Source organism: Halalkaliarchaeum desulfuricum (genome assembly GCF_002952775.1).
In the GTDB taxonomy this organism is placed as follows: Archaea; Halobacteriota; Halobacteria; order Halobacteriales; family Haloferacaceae; genus Halalkaliarchaeum; species Halalkaliarchaeum desulfuricum.
The window spans coordinates 2,436,410-2,452,376 of sequence record NZ_CP025066.1; the positions used below are offsets into that span (position 1 = coordinate 2,436,410).

Annotated in this window: 16 protein-coding genes and 1 pseudogene; 10 read left to right on the forward strand and 7 right to left on the reverse strand. The window is 55.6% G+C overall.

Features of this window, described 5'->3' with window-relative positions; all coding sequences use genetic code 11:
• Window positions 1–75 precede the first annotated feature (75 nt).
• Window positions 76–486, reverse strand: coding sequence for an ArsR/SmtB family transcription factor (locus tag AArcSl_RS12180; protein ID WP_119819607.1), 411 nt, complete (start codon window positions 484–486; stop codon window positions 76–78).
• Window positions 487–584: 98 nt separating this feature from the next.
• On the opposite strand from AArcSl_RS12180, the gene AArcSl_RS12185 reads away from it, so the two are divergent.
• Together AArcSl_RS12185 and AArcSl_RS12190 are read left to right on the forward strand one after the other, a co-directional pair.
• Window positions 585–1,205, forward strand: coding sequence for a DUF7509 family protein (locus AArcSl_RS12185; protein WP_119819611.1), 621 nt, complete (start codon window positions 585–587; stop codon window positions 1,203–1,205).
• Window positions 1,206–1,563: 358 nt separating this feature from the next.
• Window positions 1,564–2,721: a methionine adenosyltransferase gene (locus AArcSl_RS12190; protein WP_119819614.1), complete on the forward strand. Its 1,158-nt coding sequence runs from the start codon at window positions 1,564–1,566 to the stop codon at window positions 2,719–2,721.
• A 32-nt stretch (window positions 2,722–2,753) separates the two neighbouring features.
• Here AArcSl_RS12190 and AArcSl_RS12195 read toward each other — a convergent pair whose 3' ends face one another.
• Complete coding sequence (locus AArcSl_RS12195; RefSeq protein WP_119819619.1) at window positions 2,754–3,002, reverse strand: bacteriophage holin; 249 nt, start codon at window positions 3,000–3,002, stop codon at window positions 2,754–2,756.
• 275 nt (window positions 3,003–3,277) lie between these two features.
• Here AArcSl_RS12195 and AArcSl_RS12200 point away from each other — a divergent pair, with 275 nt between their 5' ends.
• Genes AArcSl_RS12200 through AArcSl_RS12220 form a run of 5 tightly spaced genes read left to right on the forward strand, consistent with a single transcriptional unit; the run spans window position 3,278 to window position 7,766 of the window.
• Window positions 3,278–4,327 (forward strand): 4Fe-4S dicluster domain-containing protein, encoded by a 1,050-nt coding sequence (locus tag AArcSl_RS12200; RefSeq protein WP_119819622.1) that lies wholly within the window; start codon window positions 3,278–3,280, stop codon window positions 4,325–4,327.
• The gene (locus AArcSl_RS12205) at window positions 4,317–5,177 is read left to right on the forward strand and encodes an FAD/NAD(P)-binding protein (RefSeq protein WP_119819624.1); all 861 of its coding nucleotides are present in this window, start codon (window positions 4,317–4,319) and stop codon (window positions 5,175–5,177) included. The genes AArcSl_RS12200 and AArcSl_RS12205 overlap by 11 nt, the downstream gene beginning before the upstream one ends.
• Window positions 5,174–5,977 (forward strand): NADH-quinone oxidoreductase subunit B family protein, encoded by an 804-nt coding sequence (locus tag AArcSl_RS12210; RefSeq protein ID WP_119819627.1) that lies wholly within the window; start codon window positions 5,174–5,176, stop codon window positions 5,975–5,977. The genes AArcSl_RS12205 and AArcSl_RS12210 overlap by 4 nt, the downstream gene beginning before the upstream one ends.
• Window positions 5,974–7,302 carry a Ni/Fe hydrogenase subunit alpha gene (locus AArcSl_RS12215; RefSeq protein WP_119819630.1) on the forward strand — a complete coding sequence of 443 codons (1,329 nt, stop codon included), beginning with the start codon at window positions 5,974–5,976 and terminating at the stop codon, window positions 7,300–7,302. Before AArcSl_RS12210 ends, AArcSl_RS12215 begins: the two co-directional genes overlap by 4 nt.
• On the forward strand, window positions 7,302–7,766 hold the full coding sequence (locus AArcSl_RS12220) for a hydrogenase maturation protease (protein ID WP_119819633.1): 465 nt from the start codon (window positions 7,302–7,304) through the stop codon (window positions 7,764–7,766). Before AArcSl_RS12215 ends, AArcSl_RS12220 begins: the two co-directional genes overlap by 1 nt.
• Window positions 7,767–7,967: 201 nt before the next feature.
• On the opposite strand, the gene AArcSl_RS12225 is transcribed toward AArcSl_RS12220, so the two are convergent.
• Window positions 7,968–8,414: a hypothetical protein gene (locus AArcSl_RS12225; RefSeq protein ID WP_119819636.1), complete on the reverse strand. Its 447-nt coding sequence runs from the start codon at window positions 8,412–8,414 to the stop codon at window positions 7,968–7,970.
• Between the two features lie 350 nt (window positions 8,415–8,764).
• Here AArcSl_RS12225 and AArcSl_RS12230 point away from each other — a divergent pair, with 350 nt between their 5' ends.
• Window positions 8,765–9,706, forward strand: coding sequence for a ketopantoate reductase family protein (locus tag AArcSl_RS12230; protein ID WP_119819639.1), 942 nt, complete (start codon window positions 8,765–8,767; stop codon window positions 9,704–9,706).
• A gap of 109 nt (window positions 9,707–9,815) precedes the next feature.
• Here AArcSl_RS12230 and AArcSl_RS12235 read toward each other — a convergent pair whose 3' ends face one another.
• The 3 genes from AArcSl_RS12235 to AArcSl_RS12245 are packed head-to-tail and all read right to left on the reverse strand — an operon-like array spanning window position 9,816 to window position 12,554.
• Window positions 9,816–11,192, reverse strand: coding sequence for a thiamine pyrophosphate-dependent enzyme (locus AArcSl_RS12235; protein WP_217563449.1), 1,377 nt, complete (start codon window positions 11,190–11,192; stop codon window positions 9,816–9,818).
• The gene (locus AArcSl_RS12240) at window positions 11,189–12,337 is read right to left on the reverse strand and encodes a 2-oxoacid:acceptor oxidoreductase subunit alpha (RefSeq protein ID WP_119819645.1); all 1,149 of its coding nucleotides are present in this window, start codon (window positions 12,335–12,337) and stop codon (window positions 11,189–11,191) included. The genes AArcSl_RS12235 and AArcSl_RS12240 overlap by 4 nt, the downstream gene beginning before the upstream one ends.
• Complete coding sequence (locus AArcSl_RS12245; protein ID WP_119819648.1) at window positions 12,327–12,554, reverse strand: 4Fe-4S dicluster domain-containing protein; 228 nt, start codon at window positions 12,552–12,554, stop codon at window positions 12,327–12,329. The genes AArcSl_RS12240 and AArcSl_RS12245 overlap by 11 nt, the downstream gene beginning before the upstream one ends.
• Window positions 12,555–12,667: 113 nt before the next feature.
• Here AArcSl_RS12245 and AArcSl_RS17430 point away from each other — a divergent pair.
• Window positions 12,668–12,867: pseudogene (locus tag AArcSl_RS17430) on the forward strand (IS1595 family transposase); the annotation flags it as partial.
• Window positions 12,868–13,001: 134 nt separating this feature from the next.
• Window positions 13,002–14,309 (forward strand): MFS transporter, encoded by a 1,308-nt coding sequence (locus AArcSl_RS12250; RefSeq protein WP_119819651.1) that lies wholly within the window; start codon window positions 13,002–13,004, stop codon window positions 14,307–14,309.
• A gap of 366 nt (window positions 14,310–14,675) precedes the next feature.
• Here AArcSl_RS12250 and AArcSl_RS12255 read toward each other — a convergent pair whose 3' ends face one another.
• Window positions 14,676–15,911, reverse strand: coding sequence for a hypothetical protein (locus AArcSl_RS12255; RefSeq protein WP_119819654.1), 1,236 nt, complete (start codon window positions 15,909–15,911; stop codon window positions 14,676–14,678).
• Between the last annotated feature and the right edge of the window lie 56 nt (window positions 15,912–15,967).

Genomic DNA, 15,967 nt, shown 5'->3' on the forward strand with positions numbered 1-15,967 from the left:
GAATATGCCTTTAATCGAACGCACCAGGAGCGAGAGTTCGCCAGGACAAACCGTACAAGCGCATCGGCAACTGGCTCAATCCGTCGAACTGTCGTACATCTCTTCGAACGCCCGTTCGCCACGGATCAATTCGTCGACGCCGTCGGTGAGCGTCACCTCGCCGAAGACGGTCGCCCGATAATACGTGTACAGTCCGTCCTGTCCCCGCTCCGTGCGCTGGCGCTTCTCGACGAGGCCGACGTCGACGAGTTTATTGAGGTGGTAGTGGAGCGTGCTGTCGTCGATGTCGAGTGGCTCCTCGAGTTCTTTCGGACTCATCTCGCCGCTGTGGACGAGTCGATAGAGGATTTCATAGCGGGTGCGGTGGCCGACAGCCGCGTGCATATCGAGATACTCCTCGAGACTGAGGACACTCTCCTCGGGCAGCAGATCTGCCGGATCGTCCGGGGCGTCGCCGCTGACCGTCCGCGTTTGATCCGTGGCCATCGTACGTCGCGATACGAGCCGGAGACGCTTAGTCGTTGTCAAGCCAGGGTTTCTCAAAAAAACCTTTATTTAAATATCCTCGCCGAAAAGGAGCGGTAATGACTGTCGAGATTACGCGTGAGTTGATCGCCGAACGGCTCGGGAGTGTGACATACGACCGGTTTCTGTTCTACCTGATGGGGCCGTACAAGTCGTTCAACCTCAACTACGTCCTCAGCGAGGAGGAACGTCGTGAGATCGACATCGAGGATCTTCCCGGACCGTTACGCCGACTCTTTCGGAACAAAGACGACATCAACGAGGCACAGGCACTCTTGCGACGCGTCCAGGGGAAACTTCGAACCGATCCGGGAGTGAATGCGTTTCTCGCGCTCGACCTCGACATCGATACTGATTCGGTGGATGCGGTTACGCAGAGCATCGAATACGCCCGATGTAGCAACGCAACCGCGTTCGTGGTGCCGTTCCTCGGTCACAATTTTGGCGTCGGGGAAGAGGCGGGCAGTATCCTGGAAAACCTCGCGGACACTCGCGGTGAACGATTGATTTTCGTCCACGAGGATGACGTGACGAGTGCGATGATTCGGTCGGCGTCCGTCCGGTGGGATTTGGGCGTCGAAACCTACGAGACTGAGGACGAACTCGTGGCCAAACTACGTCGGTTCGCCGGCGGAATCATGCATCGCGAACGACGGGGAGAATTCGGTCGGTTGGACTGAAAACTAATGGATCCCATCTCGACTATCGTGGCACCGTCGGGTTATGATATCGGTCCGTACGATGCCGTGAGGTCGCAGACTAGATCCGCTGGATCGACCCCCCGGGACTGGTCTGGGAAAGGACGGAAGGTATGGCTTCCGTCCTGTTGACGTCCGCTTCTCGATTCAACGGATTCGAATACGCACGCCGTTGTGGGTTATCTTACCAAATAGTATGTCCAATTGAACAGTATTGGGTCCTAAGAATACGCCTCGACGGGAGGATGCGCTGCCAGTCATCATTGACGTTTCGACCACCGAACTGTGGAACGGCAACATGTATATGATCTCGTACCAGAAATCGATGGTGTGATTATCAATGAGTTCTCTCCCTATAACCGTCTCGTCGATCGATGGCGACCCAATTGAGGATCGTCAGGCGGAATTCGTCGAGCGAAAGGGCTTCGGCCATCCCGATACCATCTGTGACGGGATCGCCGAAGCTGTATCGCGGGCACTCTGTCGAGAATACCAGGCAGAATTTGGTCGCGTCCTTCACCACAACACGGATAGCGTCCTGTTGATTGCGGGTGACTCGACGCCTGAGTTCGGCGGCGGATCACTCAATTCGCCCATCAGGATCGTTCTCGGCGGGCAGGCGACGGCGGAGGTCGAAGACACGACAATTCCGATCAACGAGATCGCCGAACAGGCGGCCCATGGGTATCTGGAGACGCATTTCGAGCACTTACCAAGCGGCTACGTCGATATCTGGCCGCATCTGGGCCCAACCTCCGTGGATCTCCAGGATCTGTTCGATCGAGGTGACGTGCTGGCGAACGACACGAGTATCGCTATCGGATATGCGCCGCTCTCGGGGACCGAAGAAATTGTCAAAACGCTGGAGCCGAGAATCTGGCAGGAGGTCGACGCTGCAGGCAAAGATGTCAAAGTAATGGCAGCTCGGTCGAATGGCCATCTCCACCTCGTCATTGCGACCGCGATTATTTCCTCACAGGTTTCTTCGGTAGAGGAGTACTTGGACGTGAAAGGGAAGGTCCGGGACCTTGCACTTGCGCATGCGCGAGCCCGAACGGACCGAGAGGTCCGTGTCGACGTGAATACTGCCGATAATCCGGACAACGAAATCGTGTACATCACCGAAACGGGACTGTCCGCCGAAGACGGTGACGACGGTGGAGTCGGACGTGGAAATCGGGTTACTGGATTGATCACGCCCCATCGCCACATGAGTATGGAGGCGACAGCCGGAAAGAATCCGATTTCACACGTCGGGAAACTCTACAACGTCCTCGCAAAACGGACGGCAGAGCGAATCGCCACCGAAACTGATGCGACCTTCGCAAACGTGCACATGGTCTCCGAGATTGGGATGCCGATCGCAGAACCTGACGCTGTCGATGTCGAAGCGGCAACGACGAATCACAGCGAGATAGCGGACATCGTCCGGAGCGAAGCAAGGAAGTTAGACGAGATCACGACGGATATCATCGCGGGCGACGTTGAACTGTTTTGACGCGTCTTCGACGGTCTACTTCGCTCTTGGCATCACTCCGCCAGTCGGTTGTAGAGTCGCCCGAACAGGTATCCAAGGATGTATGCATCGGTAAATCCTAGAACCGTTCCCCAGACGAGATCCCCTGGCTTGGGACTGTACCCCGGATAAAGGTCTGCCAGCAAGCGTCGCCACCGCTCTCCATACTCCGTGCCAGCCATGAGTTCCAAGAAGGCGACCGCTGTACCCCATATGATACCGGCTGTGAGGCCGAGTGCACGTGCATCGACTTTCGCTGCCATAGCTGGGATTTCGCTCGGATCACGTAAAAATCAGTTCATGATTCCGGTAGTCTGAGATGTTTCCACAGGTTTAGTATAATTCCAAAAGATCAGCCAGTGTACTAAGGCTAACCAGAACACGTGAGAGTAAATTGTGGCCTGTGTTAACGGACCTGTATATTAATTTCTCATCAGTTGAGAAAATTACACTGGTTTTACGCAGGAGTACGTCTCTTGTCCAAATGGGATGAGTATAGTTATAAACACAGCAGTGAAGTGTAAGGAATGCTTTAGATATGAAAATTATAGACAAACCTGAGTTTACCACATTAATCGATGAGAAGATCTCGTCTGAGCCACGAGATGTGGTTGGTGTACAGGACGATGGTGAAAAGTACGTTTTCGATGAACTCGAGACAGCAGATGATCTCGCGCTGGATTACGACGTGACGATGCTCTCCCCGAAGAAATATATTATGCCCCAACGCGAGACATATCTGGAGTATCAAAAAAGTAATGGTGACTACGAGTGGCGGGCCAAGACAAATCCAGAGGGAAAGGTCATTGTCGGGATCCATCCCTACGACCTAGTTGCAATCGAACAACTCGATAAAATATTTATTGACACGTTTAAGGACGAACCTTACCGAGCAAAGCGCGAGAATTCGCTTCTCATCGGCGTGAACATGCAGAAGGCCAGTGAGACGGCATTCGCCGGCAGCATGGGCACGGCGACAACCGATTCGGGATACGATCTCTTATTGACCGAACTCGGGGATCGATATGCCATCGAAATCGGCACCCTCGAGGGAAAAGAGTTCCTCGCACCCGCCGAGACCAGAACGGCAAGATCCGAAGAGATTGAGGAAGTCAACCGGATCGAAGAAGAAGATATCCCAGATCTGTTTGAAAACGAACTTGAATTTTCACCCGATGAGTTACCAACAGTGCTTGAAGAAAACTACGACAATATGGAATTTTGGGAAGATTACTCCGAGAATTGTGTCTCCTGTGGGACGTGCAACCTGGTCTGTCCAACGTGTTGTTGTTTCAGCGTTGAGATGACCCGAGACCTCGATGGAAAGGGCGGCAAACAGACCCGCCGTTGGGACGGCTGTTTGCTCGAAGACTTTGCCGCAGTCGCGGGAGACGAGAACTTCCGTGAAGAAAAAGCCGAACGACATAGGCATCGGTTAATGCGGAAAGGAAGGTACATCTACGAACGATATGGCGATATCGCATGCATCGGGTGTGGCCGATGTACGTCAGAATGTGTTCCCAACGTTGCAGATCCCTGCGATATATACAACAAACTCAAAAAGGAGATGACTGCCAATGCGCAGTAGTACATCCGAAAAATTCGACATCAAAGAAAACGAGTACCAACCAGTTAACGGAACCATCACTCGAACTCATAATTTCACTGAGGACGATAAACTATTCGAGATTCAACTGCTAGAAGGTAAAGACCTCGGCCATCAGCCCGGGCAGTTCGTCATGTTGCTCGTTCCCAATGTGGGCGAGGTACCAATTTCGGTCACGTCCTCGCCGACAAAACCAGGCCCATTTGAGTTGACGATCCGCGCGGTCGGTAACGTCACAAACGCGATTCACAAAATGGGGCCGGGCGACTCCGTCGGGATTCGGGGACCATATGGCACTGGATTCAAACCAGAAATTTTCGAAGGCGAGGACATGCTCTATATCGCCGGGGGGATCGGTCTCGCCCCACTGCGGTCGATGATAAACTATTCGCTGGACAATCGAGAGAAATTCGGAGATTTGACGACAGTATATGGAGCTAAAGAGCCGGCAGAGCAACTGTATACTGATGAACTCCAGGATTGGAAGGAACGCGACGACATGGAATATCTGGAAACGGTTGATCAGTGTCCTACAGATCAGGAATGGGAAGGGCGGATAGGAGTTATCACGACATGTATTCCTGATGTCAATATCGACCCTGACACGACGAAGGTGCTTGTTTGTGGACCGCCAGTAATGTACCAATTTGTCCTCGAAGAATTGGACGATTTGGCTGTTCCTGATGAGAATATCTACCTCTCACTGGAACGGAACATGCACTGTGGTCGCGGACTCTGCGGCCACTGTCAAATGAATGAATTATACGTCTGTACGGACGGCCCGGTATTCAATTATCCTGAGGTGCGAGATAAAGAGGAGGCTGAAGTATGAGCGCGAAACCAAAAGTTGCATTTTTTGACTTTGCTGGATGTGAAGGCGATCAGCTCGAAATCATCAATCTCGAAGACCGCCTGCTTGACCTTGTGGAAGTCGTCGATATCGTCAGTTTTCGGGAAGCTATGTCCGAACATAGCGACGATTATGAGATTGCATTTGTTGAGGGGTCGATAACGACACAGCACGATCTCGAACGACTTGAAAAAGTACGGTCGAATGCTGACATCCTCATCGCGATTGGCGCTTGTGCGACTATCGCCGGTGTCAATGCCATCCGGAATGACCAAGATTTCGAGAAGGTCAAAGAAAGAGTCTACGGTGAAGATGCAGAACTTTTCGACGATCCTGATGCCGAATTATTTGAGGCGTTTGAAAAGGCATATCCGGCACAGGCATTTGTTGATGTCGAATACCAAGTTCCAGGATGTCCAATTGATGGAGACGAATTCATCCAAATGATCACTCTGCTTTTGGAGGGTGGTGACCCTTCCTTGCCAAATCATGCAGTCTGTGTGGACTGCAAAATCGAAGAAAACACATGCACATTTGAGCGAGGCGAAACGTGTCTCGGGCCAATAACACGCGGTGGTGGATGCGATGCGACCTGCGTCACTCAAGGAGCTCGATGCTGGGGATGTCGCGGTATGGTCGATAATCCAGATGACGACGTATATGAAGAAGTGCTCCAGGAATACGACGTGACGACCGAACAATTGGTAAATGAATTTACGCTATACTGGAGCTGGGAGCGTAATCCAGAATATCCAGCCGAACCCCCGGAGGTGCAACAATGAGCCAGGATATTAGTATCGAGGGTGACCTTGTCACTCGCGTCGAAGGACACGGAGAAGTTCTTGTCAACGCTACGAATGGTGAGCTCGAAGAATGCGAGTGGCAAGTTGTCGAATCTCCAAGGTTTTTCGAGTCGATGGTCGTCGGTCGAAGCTGGGATGAAACTCATCATATAGTCTCGAGAATTTGTGCCATCTGTTCAGCCACCCATACAATGACCGCATTAAAAGCCATCGAGGATGGCTTAAATATCGACGTCTCTCGGCAAGATCGGAAACTCCGGAAACTTGTTCTCGCCGGCGAAACGATCCAAAGTCACGTCCTGCACTTGGGCTATCTCGCACTGCCGGATCTCGCTGGAAAGAAATCTGTCATCCCGATGGCCGATACTCATGAGGAAGAGGTAAAAACGGTCATCCGACTCCACGAGTTGGGTAATGACATGCTCAGAACCTTCGAGGGTCGAGCCTCACATGGACAGCGAACAATTCCGGGAGGATTCACACAAATTCCTGACGAGTCCGAGCTCAAAGAGATTGAAACGGCTCTCGAAAACTCTTGGGACGATGTCGAAGCCGTTGTGGATCTGATCCTCTCACTCGCCGAGCAACTCCCTGATTTCACCAGAGAGACAGAGTTTATCTCGCTAACCCATCCCGACGAATACGCCCTCTATGATGGGGTACCATATTCGTCTGACACAGGGGAACTCGATCTCGATAACTACGAGGATATCGTCAATGAGCATGTGGTCGAGCAATCGACGGCGAAGTTCACCAAACACAACCGCAAATCCTACATGGTAGGTGCACTGGCTCGGGTCAATAACAACTACGACCAACTCTCGCCAAAAGCCAAAGAGGTTGCCGAGTCGTTTGGACTCGAGCCAGTCTGTCACCAACCGTTCATGAACAACGTCGCGCAACTCGTGGAAACCGCCCATCTTATCGAGAACTCGCTCGATTTGATCGATGAACTGCTCGAGGCTGGCCTAGAAGAACAATCGGACTACCACAAACCTGATGTGGACGTCACGGCCGGCCGAGGAATCGGTGCAACTGAAGCTCCTCGGGGCATTCTTTTCCACGATTACACCTTCGACGAGGATGGTATTGCCGAGCGTGGCAATTGCGTGATCCCCACTAACCAGAATCACGCGAATATCCAACATGACATGGAGAAAATGGTGCCGACGATGATCGATCAACCCCAAGATCAGATCCAACACACACTCGAGATGTTAGTCAGGGCGTACGATCCCTGTATTTCTTGCTCGACACACTACCTTGACATCGAATTCGTCGAGAACGAAAACGAGGGTGAATAATGATCGGGTTTGACGCCGTTATCGGCCTTGGTAACCCCTTCCGTAGGGACGACGGCGTTGGACCAGAACTTATCGAGCGGCTACAGAACCGAAACCTCCCAAATACTGATGTGATCGATATCGGTGACCACCCATTTCAACTGATACACGTGGTAAAAGACTATGAAGCAGTCCTCATCGTTGATGCCGTCGATTTTGGTGGAAAACCAGGTTCATTCAAAGTGTTCGATCCTGCAAAAACCGACACGAATCAGCAACTACGAAGTTCGCACAAAACCGATGTATTCGAATTGCTCGAGGTGTCGGACACTATTGGCGAACCGACCAAAGTCAGGATCTTCGGAATCCAACCTAAATCATTTGAACTGAGTGAAGAATTCAGTCCAGAAATCCAAGAGACAATCCCTGAATTAACGGAGGAACTTCTCGACACAGTTCGCTCGAGGGGTTGCGTGACGACGTAACTAGTCAACGAGGTGGTTGCACTCCGCTGGAGAGGGGGATAGTCGCTCCTAACGGTGGGAACATCCGAGGCTGTGTAGTTTGTCAACCATGAACTTGTACGTCCCAATTTTCAACTAAACTGTCTGATATTGAATTATTTCCTTTGTGGGTGCAAGATGGACGGCGCGTCTGTAGCACACTTTCTTGCAAATTATTTTCGGTTATGAGTCGGCAATCATCTTCTCCCAGCGTTTTGGCGATATCGTACCAAAGCCCGGGTATTCGTTTGTGTGAAAACGCACATAAAGGTGATTACACGTCACCCGCCACGAATACGTGAACGTCTCGCCATTGTAGTCGATTACCGCGGTCAACGAACGCAGGTTGGGAAGGATATCCTTTCGATAAACGACTTCCGGATGATACCTCGATCCGGGAGCATCCTCAGCTGCCGTAACGTGAAGCTCACTCGAGAACACATCTTGTTCAAACATCCGCGTCTTGATGGATATCTTCAGGGATTGTGGAGTGGTGAGGTGGTTCTCGATGAGCACCCCGAATCGAGAAGAGGGCGAATACTCTACCGCTTCGCTTGCTCGGGAGAGACAACCGCTACTCAGGGCGATCCCGCCCACAGAGAGTGTCCCAAGTAACTCCCGGCGTTTCATGCTCTATCGAATACGACGGTCTAATATATAGGTTCGTCATGAACAAACTGTTCCTTGAGCTTACGCCGGTGGCTCCCTCATTATCCTGGGGACTATATGTGATTCATTCCGGTTATATGCTCTCTGTCTTGCATGCCTTACTGTCAATTCACTTTTAAAACCGCTGGCGCAGGATGGACACCGTGGGATTCGCGAATAGGTTGGAAATATCGTGTCACACGAGGACTGTCCTTGCTATCGGTTGGAAGGCTTCCCACTAGAGACCGAATAGACCGATTACGTACGACCATTTGAAAACAGCTCTTTCGCCGGGGCGAATGGTTTTCGTACTGGCGCTTGAGTTGTAACCCATGCGCATTGCAGTTTACGGAGCGGGAGGCGTGGGTGGTTATTACGGAGGCCGTCTCGCCCAGCAAGGGCACGAAGTTTCACTCATCGCCCGGGGAGAACATCTCCAGGCTCTCACAGAGGATGGCCTCACTGTCGAATCCGTGCACGGGGATTTTTACGTCCATCCGTTTGCTACCGACGATCCCTCCGAGATCGATCCCGTCGACGTCGTCCTCTTTTGTGTGAAGTCGTTCGACACCGAGTCAGCCGCCGTGGGACTCGATGAACTCCTCGACGATGGAGGTGCTGTGTTGAGCCTCCAGAACGGGGTGGACAACGAGGAGATGCTCGCTGATATCGTCGGAACGGATCGGGTCTGGGGTGGCGTCACCTACATCTTTTCGACGATCAAGGAATCCGGGGTTATCGAACACACCGGTGGACCGGCGAAAATTCTCTTTGGCCACTATCACGATCTCGGGGATGAACCCCCCGAGCGGTCGACATTGGCTGAGACGTTCCTCGAAGCGTGTGAGGCTGCCGATGGAATGACCGCCGACTATACACCCGCCGTTCACGCGACCCTGTGGGACAAATTCGCCCTCATCTGTGCTCAAGCCGGGCTGACAGCGAGCACGCGTCAACCGCTCGGCCGTGTGCGGGAAACCGACGAGTCGTGGGGGTTGTACCGACAGGTGATGGAAGAGGTCGTCGCTGTCGCCCACGCCGAGGGTGTTCGCTTCGACTGGGATCCAGTCGGGAAGTGGATGGACGCAATGGGTGAGGGAAGTGGTGGTCAGTACTCCAGTCTCCACTACGATCTCACGCACGGCAAGCGTATGGAACTCGAGGCGCTACACGGCAGCGTGGTTCGACGGGCTCGGGAAGTGAACGTCCCCGTGCCGGCGAATCGGGCGATCTACGCGATGTTATTGCCACAGCAGGCAGATTCCTCTTTTTAGGGAGCGTTGCTTCGTCGATTCAGCAACTCGAAAATTTGTCGACAGCGATCCGATTCGCGTTCTGTGCGTTGCCATGGGTTACCCTGGGAGCCAATAGACACTCCTCTGATCAGGAAGTCACAGCTGCGTCAACGCCTCGTTTGTAGGCCGCGATGTTGATATCGAGGAGTCGGTCGACGTTACGTCGAATGGCGTTTTCGAGATAGTCGTGGGAGACGATCTCGTGTCGCTCGTTGAGATATCCGAGGAGAGCCATGTTCGTTGCCTGCTCGTTGCCTGCCTCTCGAGCAAATTCGCTAAAGGGGACGGGAGTCACGTCGTCGGGAATATCCGAGACGGCACTATCGACATACAGCGTGCCATCGGCGGAGAGGACGTTCCGGTGGCCAGCAACGGCATCCTCAGAGAGGGCGACGAGAATGTCCCCGGCACCATCCGGAATTTTCGCTTCGGAGATACCGTCGTCCTGAATAATCAGGTCTGCACTCGCCGGCCCGCCGCGGGCCCGGGAGGAGTACTCGTCCGTTTTGAATACGTTTCGGCCGGCCCACGCCGTCGCCTCCCCGAGAATCGTCCCGGCAACGACGACCCCCTGTCCACCCACGCCGGCAATGCGGAGCCGGAGTGACTGGGACTGTCCCTTTGACTTTCCCTCCGTGATTTCTGATGCGCCCTCGGGAACGTTCCGCGATCGGTGGCTTTGGACTGCAGTCTCGGAGATGTCGTCGAACGAGGCGACGAACTCGGACCGCTCCCCACGTCGATCCACGACCGTTCCGACCTCGAGTTCGCCGTTTTCGATCTGTTCGTCCATCCACTCGAGCATCTCGGGGGCGCTGGCCATCTCGTTTCGACGTCCGTAGACGGTCGGACACTGGGAGATCACCTCGACGAGTGAGAACCCGTCAGTTTCGATCGCTGTCTGTAGTTCCGAGACGAGTTGGTGCGGTCTCGAAGTCGGCTGACGGCCGACGTAGACTGCGCCAGCCTCGGCAGCGATCGCAGAGATGTCGATCGCATCTTCAGGATTGCCGTAGGGTGATGTCGTCGTTTTCGCACCGCGTTGTGTCGTCGGCGCAACTTGACCGCCGGTCATCCCGTACGTGAAGTTGTTGACGAGCACGACCGTAATGTCGACATTTCGGCGTGCAGCGTGCAATAGGTGGTTCCCGCCGATCCCTGCGAGGTCGCCGTCTCCAGATATCACGACCGTCTCCTGATCTGGGTTCGTTGCTTTGGCCCCCGTCGCGAAGGCGATGGCCCGGCCGTGAGTGGTATGGAGCGTGTCAGCGTCGAAATTGGGACTGGGAATCCACGCCGAACAACCGATACCCGAAACTAGGAGGAGATCTTCGCGGTTCAACGGCAGGTTATCGACTGCTGCGGCGAAGGTGTTGAGTACTGTCCCACCCCCACAACCGGGACACATCGTGTGAGGGAGTTGCTCCTCTCGGAGATACGACCGGAGCTCGTAAGTCGAGTTCACGTCGCAACACCTCCGATCTCCTGGACGAGGGCATCCACGCTGTAGGGCTCCCCGCCGATCCGGTCGAGCGTTTCGACGGGAGCGTTTGAGACCCATTCGACCTCTCTGGCAAGTTGACCGAGGCTCAACTCCGGCACAAACACACGGTCGACATCGCTGGTCAGGTCACCAATCGTCTCTTCGGGGAACGGCCACACGGTCTTGAGTCTGAGCGACCCCACCCGGTGTCCTTCCTCACGCATCCGGTCGACGGCGCCCTCCGCGGTCCGGCCGGTGATTCCGTAGGAGACGACCAAAGCGTCCATCTCGTCTGTATGAGCCGTTTCGTATTCGATAATCCGATCCCGATTCGACTCGATCTTTCGGTGGATACCGCGCACGAGCGAGTCGTGGACGGACTGGGTCTTCACGTCCCGCATCCCGTCGGGCTCGTGGGTCGATCCAGTCACGTGTGCGGAGAGGTCGTTTCCAAACAGTGGCATCGGTGCGACATCCGGGTCGCCAAAGTAGGTGTCATCTCCTTCCGTCGCCACCGTTCGGTCGACTGTCTCGACCTGTTGGGGGACCTGCAGTCGTTCGCTCGCGTGACCGATGATCCCGTCCGCGAGCACGAGTACGGGGGTTCGATATCGATCGGCCAGGTTGAACGCACGGACGGTCAACTCGAAGGCTTCCTGCACTGATGCAGGCGTCAGTGCGATTATCGGGTGATCGCCATGGGTTCCCCACCGGGCCTGCTGGAGGTCACCCTGTGCTGGCAACGTGGCCTGTCCGGTCGAGGGGCCGCTGCGCTGGATGTCGACGACGACGAGTGGTGTCTCGGTCATCACTGCGTATCCGAGGTTCTCCTGCATGAGCGAGAACCCGGGCCCGGACGTCGACGTCATCGCCTTCGATCCCTGCCAGGACGAACCGATCGCTGCGGCGATCGAGCCGAGTTCGTCCTCCATCTGGACGTACCGTCCGCCGAGTTTGGGGAGTTCCTCGGAAAGCGTCTCGGCGATTTCACTCGCTGGTGTGATCGGATACCCCGCGAAGAACCGACAGCCGGCATACAGCGCACCGTAGGCAATAGCTTCATCGCCCGTCACGAAGTGGTTCCCCGGTTCTACTACCTGCTGTGGGGTAAGTGTCTCAGGCGGCATTGGCCGACACCTCCAGTGCGAAATCCGGGCAGAGTAGCTCACAGATCTCGCAGTGAACACAGTCCTCGACGTTGGCCAGTGTCGGAACGTCCTCGAGAGACGCCGCCTCGAAGACGTCAGTCGGACACCGGGCGACACAGATGCCGCAGGCTTTACACTGGCGTGTATCGAGGGAGATGGAAACGGACTCTCCTGTCGCTGTAATCGTCTCTCCCATACGAAACGCAGAGCGGTAAAAGCAGAATAGTAGTGTCACTAATTCTCACGCTATGGGAATAGCCTCGAGAAACACACCGGTTGCAGAGCGTTCGAAACAGCCTTTGGTCGAGATTTCCGACTATCTGTGACCGCAGCTCCCAGACAGTCGGCGGCCCAGCACAAATCGATAATACCAGCAGGTGCCTTCGGGATTCAAAGGCCAAGAACCACTGAGGAAAGGGTTCGACCGCGGTAGCTCGCTGGAGAACGGATGCACACGCTGGACTGGACATGAGGGAAACGAACCGACGCTCGTCGAGGCGTGCCGCGACATGTTCGTGTAGTGTCAACACGGGGTGGAAGCGATTACAGCTTGTGGTCTGACTTTGGGGCTGTAGACGCACAACCCGCACCGGATTGCAGTCTTCGATGCCTCTTTTGTCTCGCCCCCTGTACCGGGGAAGCAGTGACCGGAATCGGAATCGAGCGCCTGTTCGGCCGGAACGCGGGGATGATCCGCGAAACTGACTTCCGGTTGCTCCTTGCGGCCAACGCCATCGGCGCGCTCGGAACTGCACTCGTCTCCCCCCTGCTCGACACGCTGACCGGTCCCTTCGGTGTCTCGGCGGCCCGGATCGGGCTCATAGTGACGGCGTTCGCGGCCCCGGCGGTCGTGATGGTTCCGCTTGGCGGCGTCCTCGTCGATCGCGTTGGCCGGAAGCCGATACTCGTCACCGGGCTTCTCTGTTTCGCCGTTGGTGGGACCGCAATCGCCTTCACCACGGACTTCCGGATCGTCTTGACGCTGCGCGTTCTGCAGGGGATCGGGTTTGCAGGTGTTATCCCGGTCATCATCACTTGCCTCGGTGACCTCTACGAGGATGACGCCGAGGCGACCGCCCAGGGACTCCGATTCGGTGTGTCCGGGCTCTCGCAGGCGGTCTTTCCCGCAACCGCCGGTGTACTCGTCGTCCTCGCCTGGCAATACCCGTTCTTCATCTACGGGCTCGGGATTCCCGTCGCGGCCGCAATCTGGCTTAGATTCGAGGAGCCGACGGACGTGGTTCGTGAGTCGGGGACCAGAGCCAAGAACAGCGGAGAGAAACGGGATGTCACTCCAGATTCGCCGCCGGATCGTCCGACCGGGTACGTCCGTCGGCTTCTCCACCTCGCATCCCGAAGGCGGGTCTACTCGTACCTGCTCGCTAGGGCGATCATCATGGTCCCGTTCATAGGCTTTCTCACCTACAACTCCCTGGTCGTGGTCCAACTTCTCGACGGTTCGCCTCGGGAGGCCGGGATCATCGTGGCGCTCTTCAGCCTCGTGTACGCCGCGACTGCGACGCAGGCGGGACGGATCACAGCGTTATTCGAGCGTCGGACCATACCTCTACTCGCGGCGAACGTCCTGCTCGGCGGTGGACTCGTCGGATTCGGGATCGCGCCGTCGATGTCGGTCGCGATCCTGGCCGCCTGTGTCCTTGGCGTGGGCGTCGGGATCACCTTCTCACTGTACAGAAGCATCATCACGGGGCTCGCCCCGGACGCGTTTCGCGGCGGGTTGGTAAGCCTCGGCGAGTCCGGCGGGCGTCTCGTTTCTACGCTCACACCAATCGGGATGGGGGGTGCGATCGCGCTCGGCGACCCCATGCTCGGCGCGGCAGCAGCGCTCCAGTGGACGGTCGTCGGGGCTGGCGTTCTGGCGGGCGCGATCGGCGTCGCGAGCGTCGTGTCCGCCCGAACCGCCCCGCCCGTCTCCGATGCGATCGAATGACCGCCGTTGGCAGCACGGCATTCTCCGCCGGCGGTCTCTGTCGGCGGCGGTGTTTAAATAGAAGTGGTAAAGTTCGAGCCGTCAGATACCCGTACTTGGACTCGAATTCAGCTCGTAGTTCGTAGATATCGAGATTGAACATTTTCAGAACGGAACGGAATCGGCGTTCGAGATCCGGCTCAATTGCCAGTTCCCGAGCGAGAAACCCACGACAGAGAACCCAGTAAGCAAGTTGTTGAAGAAGCGGACTCACGAGCAAAACGTGCCCAGGAGAAAGCCGAGAAGACCGGGTTAGCGGGTGGGACAGAAGAGGTATTGACGAAAGAAGCGATAATCGAGAGTGCCGGATTTGATGGGTGGGAACCCTTATACTGCGACGCCCTCCCGGTCGATTGTGCCATCGGCCCGAATTATGACTTCCAAACTCAAGTAGTCGTAGACGTCTATCTCGTGTGTCCGTCCGTCGGGAAAGACAAATCGGAGGTGGCATTTCTCACCATCAGTCTCTCGTTCGATGATGCGCGTTTCTCCCGGTTCGAGGCTGGTATCGATGTCACGGCAATCCGCAGTGAATCCGACCTCCCCGTCGAATCTGGAACTCAAATACACTTCGACGAGCAGCGATCCCTCCGGCATCACACTGCTGGGCGTTTCTTCAGGGGGCGTTCCAGTCGGCGTCTCCGTCCCTTCGTCGTAGGTTTCGAGCGCTTCGACGAGTTCGGTTGTTCGGAGCGTATCGAGTTCGGTCCAGTACAACTCGCTTTCGTACTCGACGAGCCATTCGCCAACTCGATCGGAAACGTATATCGGCTCGTGTTCGAGCAACCGCTCTCCGACGGCGATAAACGCATCGTCGCCAGTTCCGACGACTGTGCGACCGTCCGAAATCGCTTCCTCGACGAGGTCGCGTTCCCCATCGCTCAGCGACTCCAGGACGATCCGGTGCTGTACCCGCAGTTCAGCTCCGTACGCCGCTGGCGTCGGAGCGCGCTCAAAAAGGTCGTACTGAAAAGTGTAGACGGTTGTTTCGGATTTGTCACTCTCGATTGCGAGTACGTGATCGTCGATACTCACGAACTCGTACTCCGTGTCTGGGACCAGAACGGATGCCTCGATTTCGCTGTCGTCCGTGTACTCGAGCCGGGTTCCGATACGCTGCTCGTCATCATTCTGCGCGAGATTCTTCCGGACATCGGTGAGTTGCGCTCGATCGACATCGGGGAGGTCGTCATAGTCGATCTGTGATCCAGTTGGGTCTTCGTCGGTCTGTTCTGCCGTGACAATGTAGTCGGTCCGCGTTCGCTCGTCCCTCTTCTCCCAGTCCACCTCGTAGACGGTATTCCGCAAGCGAATTGGCCGATCCGGGTCAAATGGAGGGCGTTCCCTTTCGACCTCGACCTGACCGTCTTCCAGCGTCTCATCGAGCAGTGCAGCGGTCTCCGGATCACAGTCGGGATCGACCGATTCCGTGGCCAGTTTGCCGATTTCGGCGTCTGATTCGACCGCCGTCATTTGGAGTGCGCCACCGGGCGAGACACACCCGGCAAGCGCTCCGAGGGATCCCGTCGCTACGAGACCGAGCACCTGTCGCCTGGAGGGCATGTACGCAGTTTTGGGAGAGCCAGATAATGAGTTTTCGGTGCTGCCGATTCATTATC

Coding starts and splice junctions, on each gene's coding strand:
- AArcSl_RS12210 (WP_119819627.1), top strand. CDS start 5,174: ATGAGCGCGAAACCAAAAGTTGCATTTTTTGACTTTGCTGGATGTGAA.
- AArcSl_RS12240 (WP_119819645.1), bottom strand. CDS start 12,337: ATGCCGCCTGAGACACTTACCCCACAGCAGGTAGTAGAACCGGGGAAC.
- AArcSl_RS12195 (WP_119819619.1), bottom strand. CDS start 3,002: ATGGCAGCGAAAGTCGATGCACGTGCACTCGGCCTCACAGCCGGTATC.
- AArcSl_RS12220 (WP_119819633.1), top strand. CDS start 7,302: ATGATCGGGTTTGACGCCGTTATCGGCCTTGGTAACCCCTTCCGTAGG.
- AArcSl_RS12230 (WP_119819639.1), top strand. CDS start 8,765: ATGCGCATTGCAGTTTACGGAGCGGGAGGCGTGGGTGGTTATTACGGA.
- AArcSl_RS12190 (WP_119819614.1), top strand. CDS start 1,564: ATGAGTTCTCTCCCTATAACCGTCTCGTCGATCGATGGCGACCCAATT.
- AArcSl_RS12185 (WP_119819611.1), top strand. CDS start 585: ATGACTGTCGAGATTACGCGTGAGTTGATCGCCGAACGGCTCGGGAGT.
- AArcSl_RS12215 (WP_119819630.1), top strand. CDS start 5,974: ATGAGCCAGGATATTAGTATCGAGGGTGACCTTGTCACTCGCGTCGAA.
- AArcSl_RS12180 (WP_119819607.1), bottom strand. CDS start 486: ATGGCCACGGATCAAACGCGGACGGTCAGCGGCGACGCCCCGGACGAT.
- AArcSl_RS12255 (WP_119819654.1), bottom strand. CDS start 15,911: ATGCCCTCCAGGCGACAGGTGCTCGGTCTCGTAGCGACGGGATCCCTC.
- AArcSl_RS12225 (WP_119819636.1), bottom strand. CDS start 8,414: ATGAAACGCCGGGAGTTACTTGGGACACTCTCTGTGGGCGGGATCGCC.
- AArcSl_RS12245 (WP_119819648.1), bottom strand. CDS start 12,554: ATGGGAGAGACGATTACAGCGACAGGAGAGTCCGTTTCCATCTCCCTC.
- AArcSl_RS12205 (WP_119819624.1), top strand. CDS start 4,317: ATGCGCAGTAGTACATCCGAAAAATTCGACATCAAAGAAAACGAGTAC.
- AArcSl_RS12200 (WP_119819622.1), top strand. CDS start 3,278: ATGAAAATTATAGACAAACCTGAGTTTACCACATTAATCGATGAGAAG.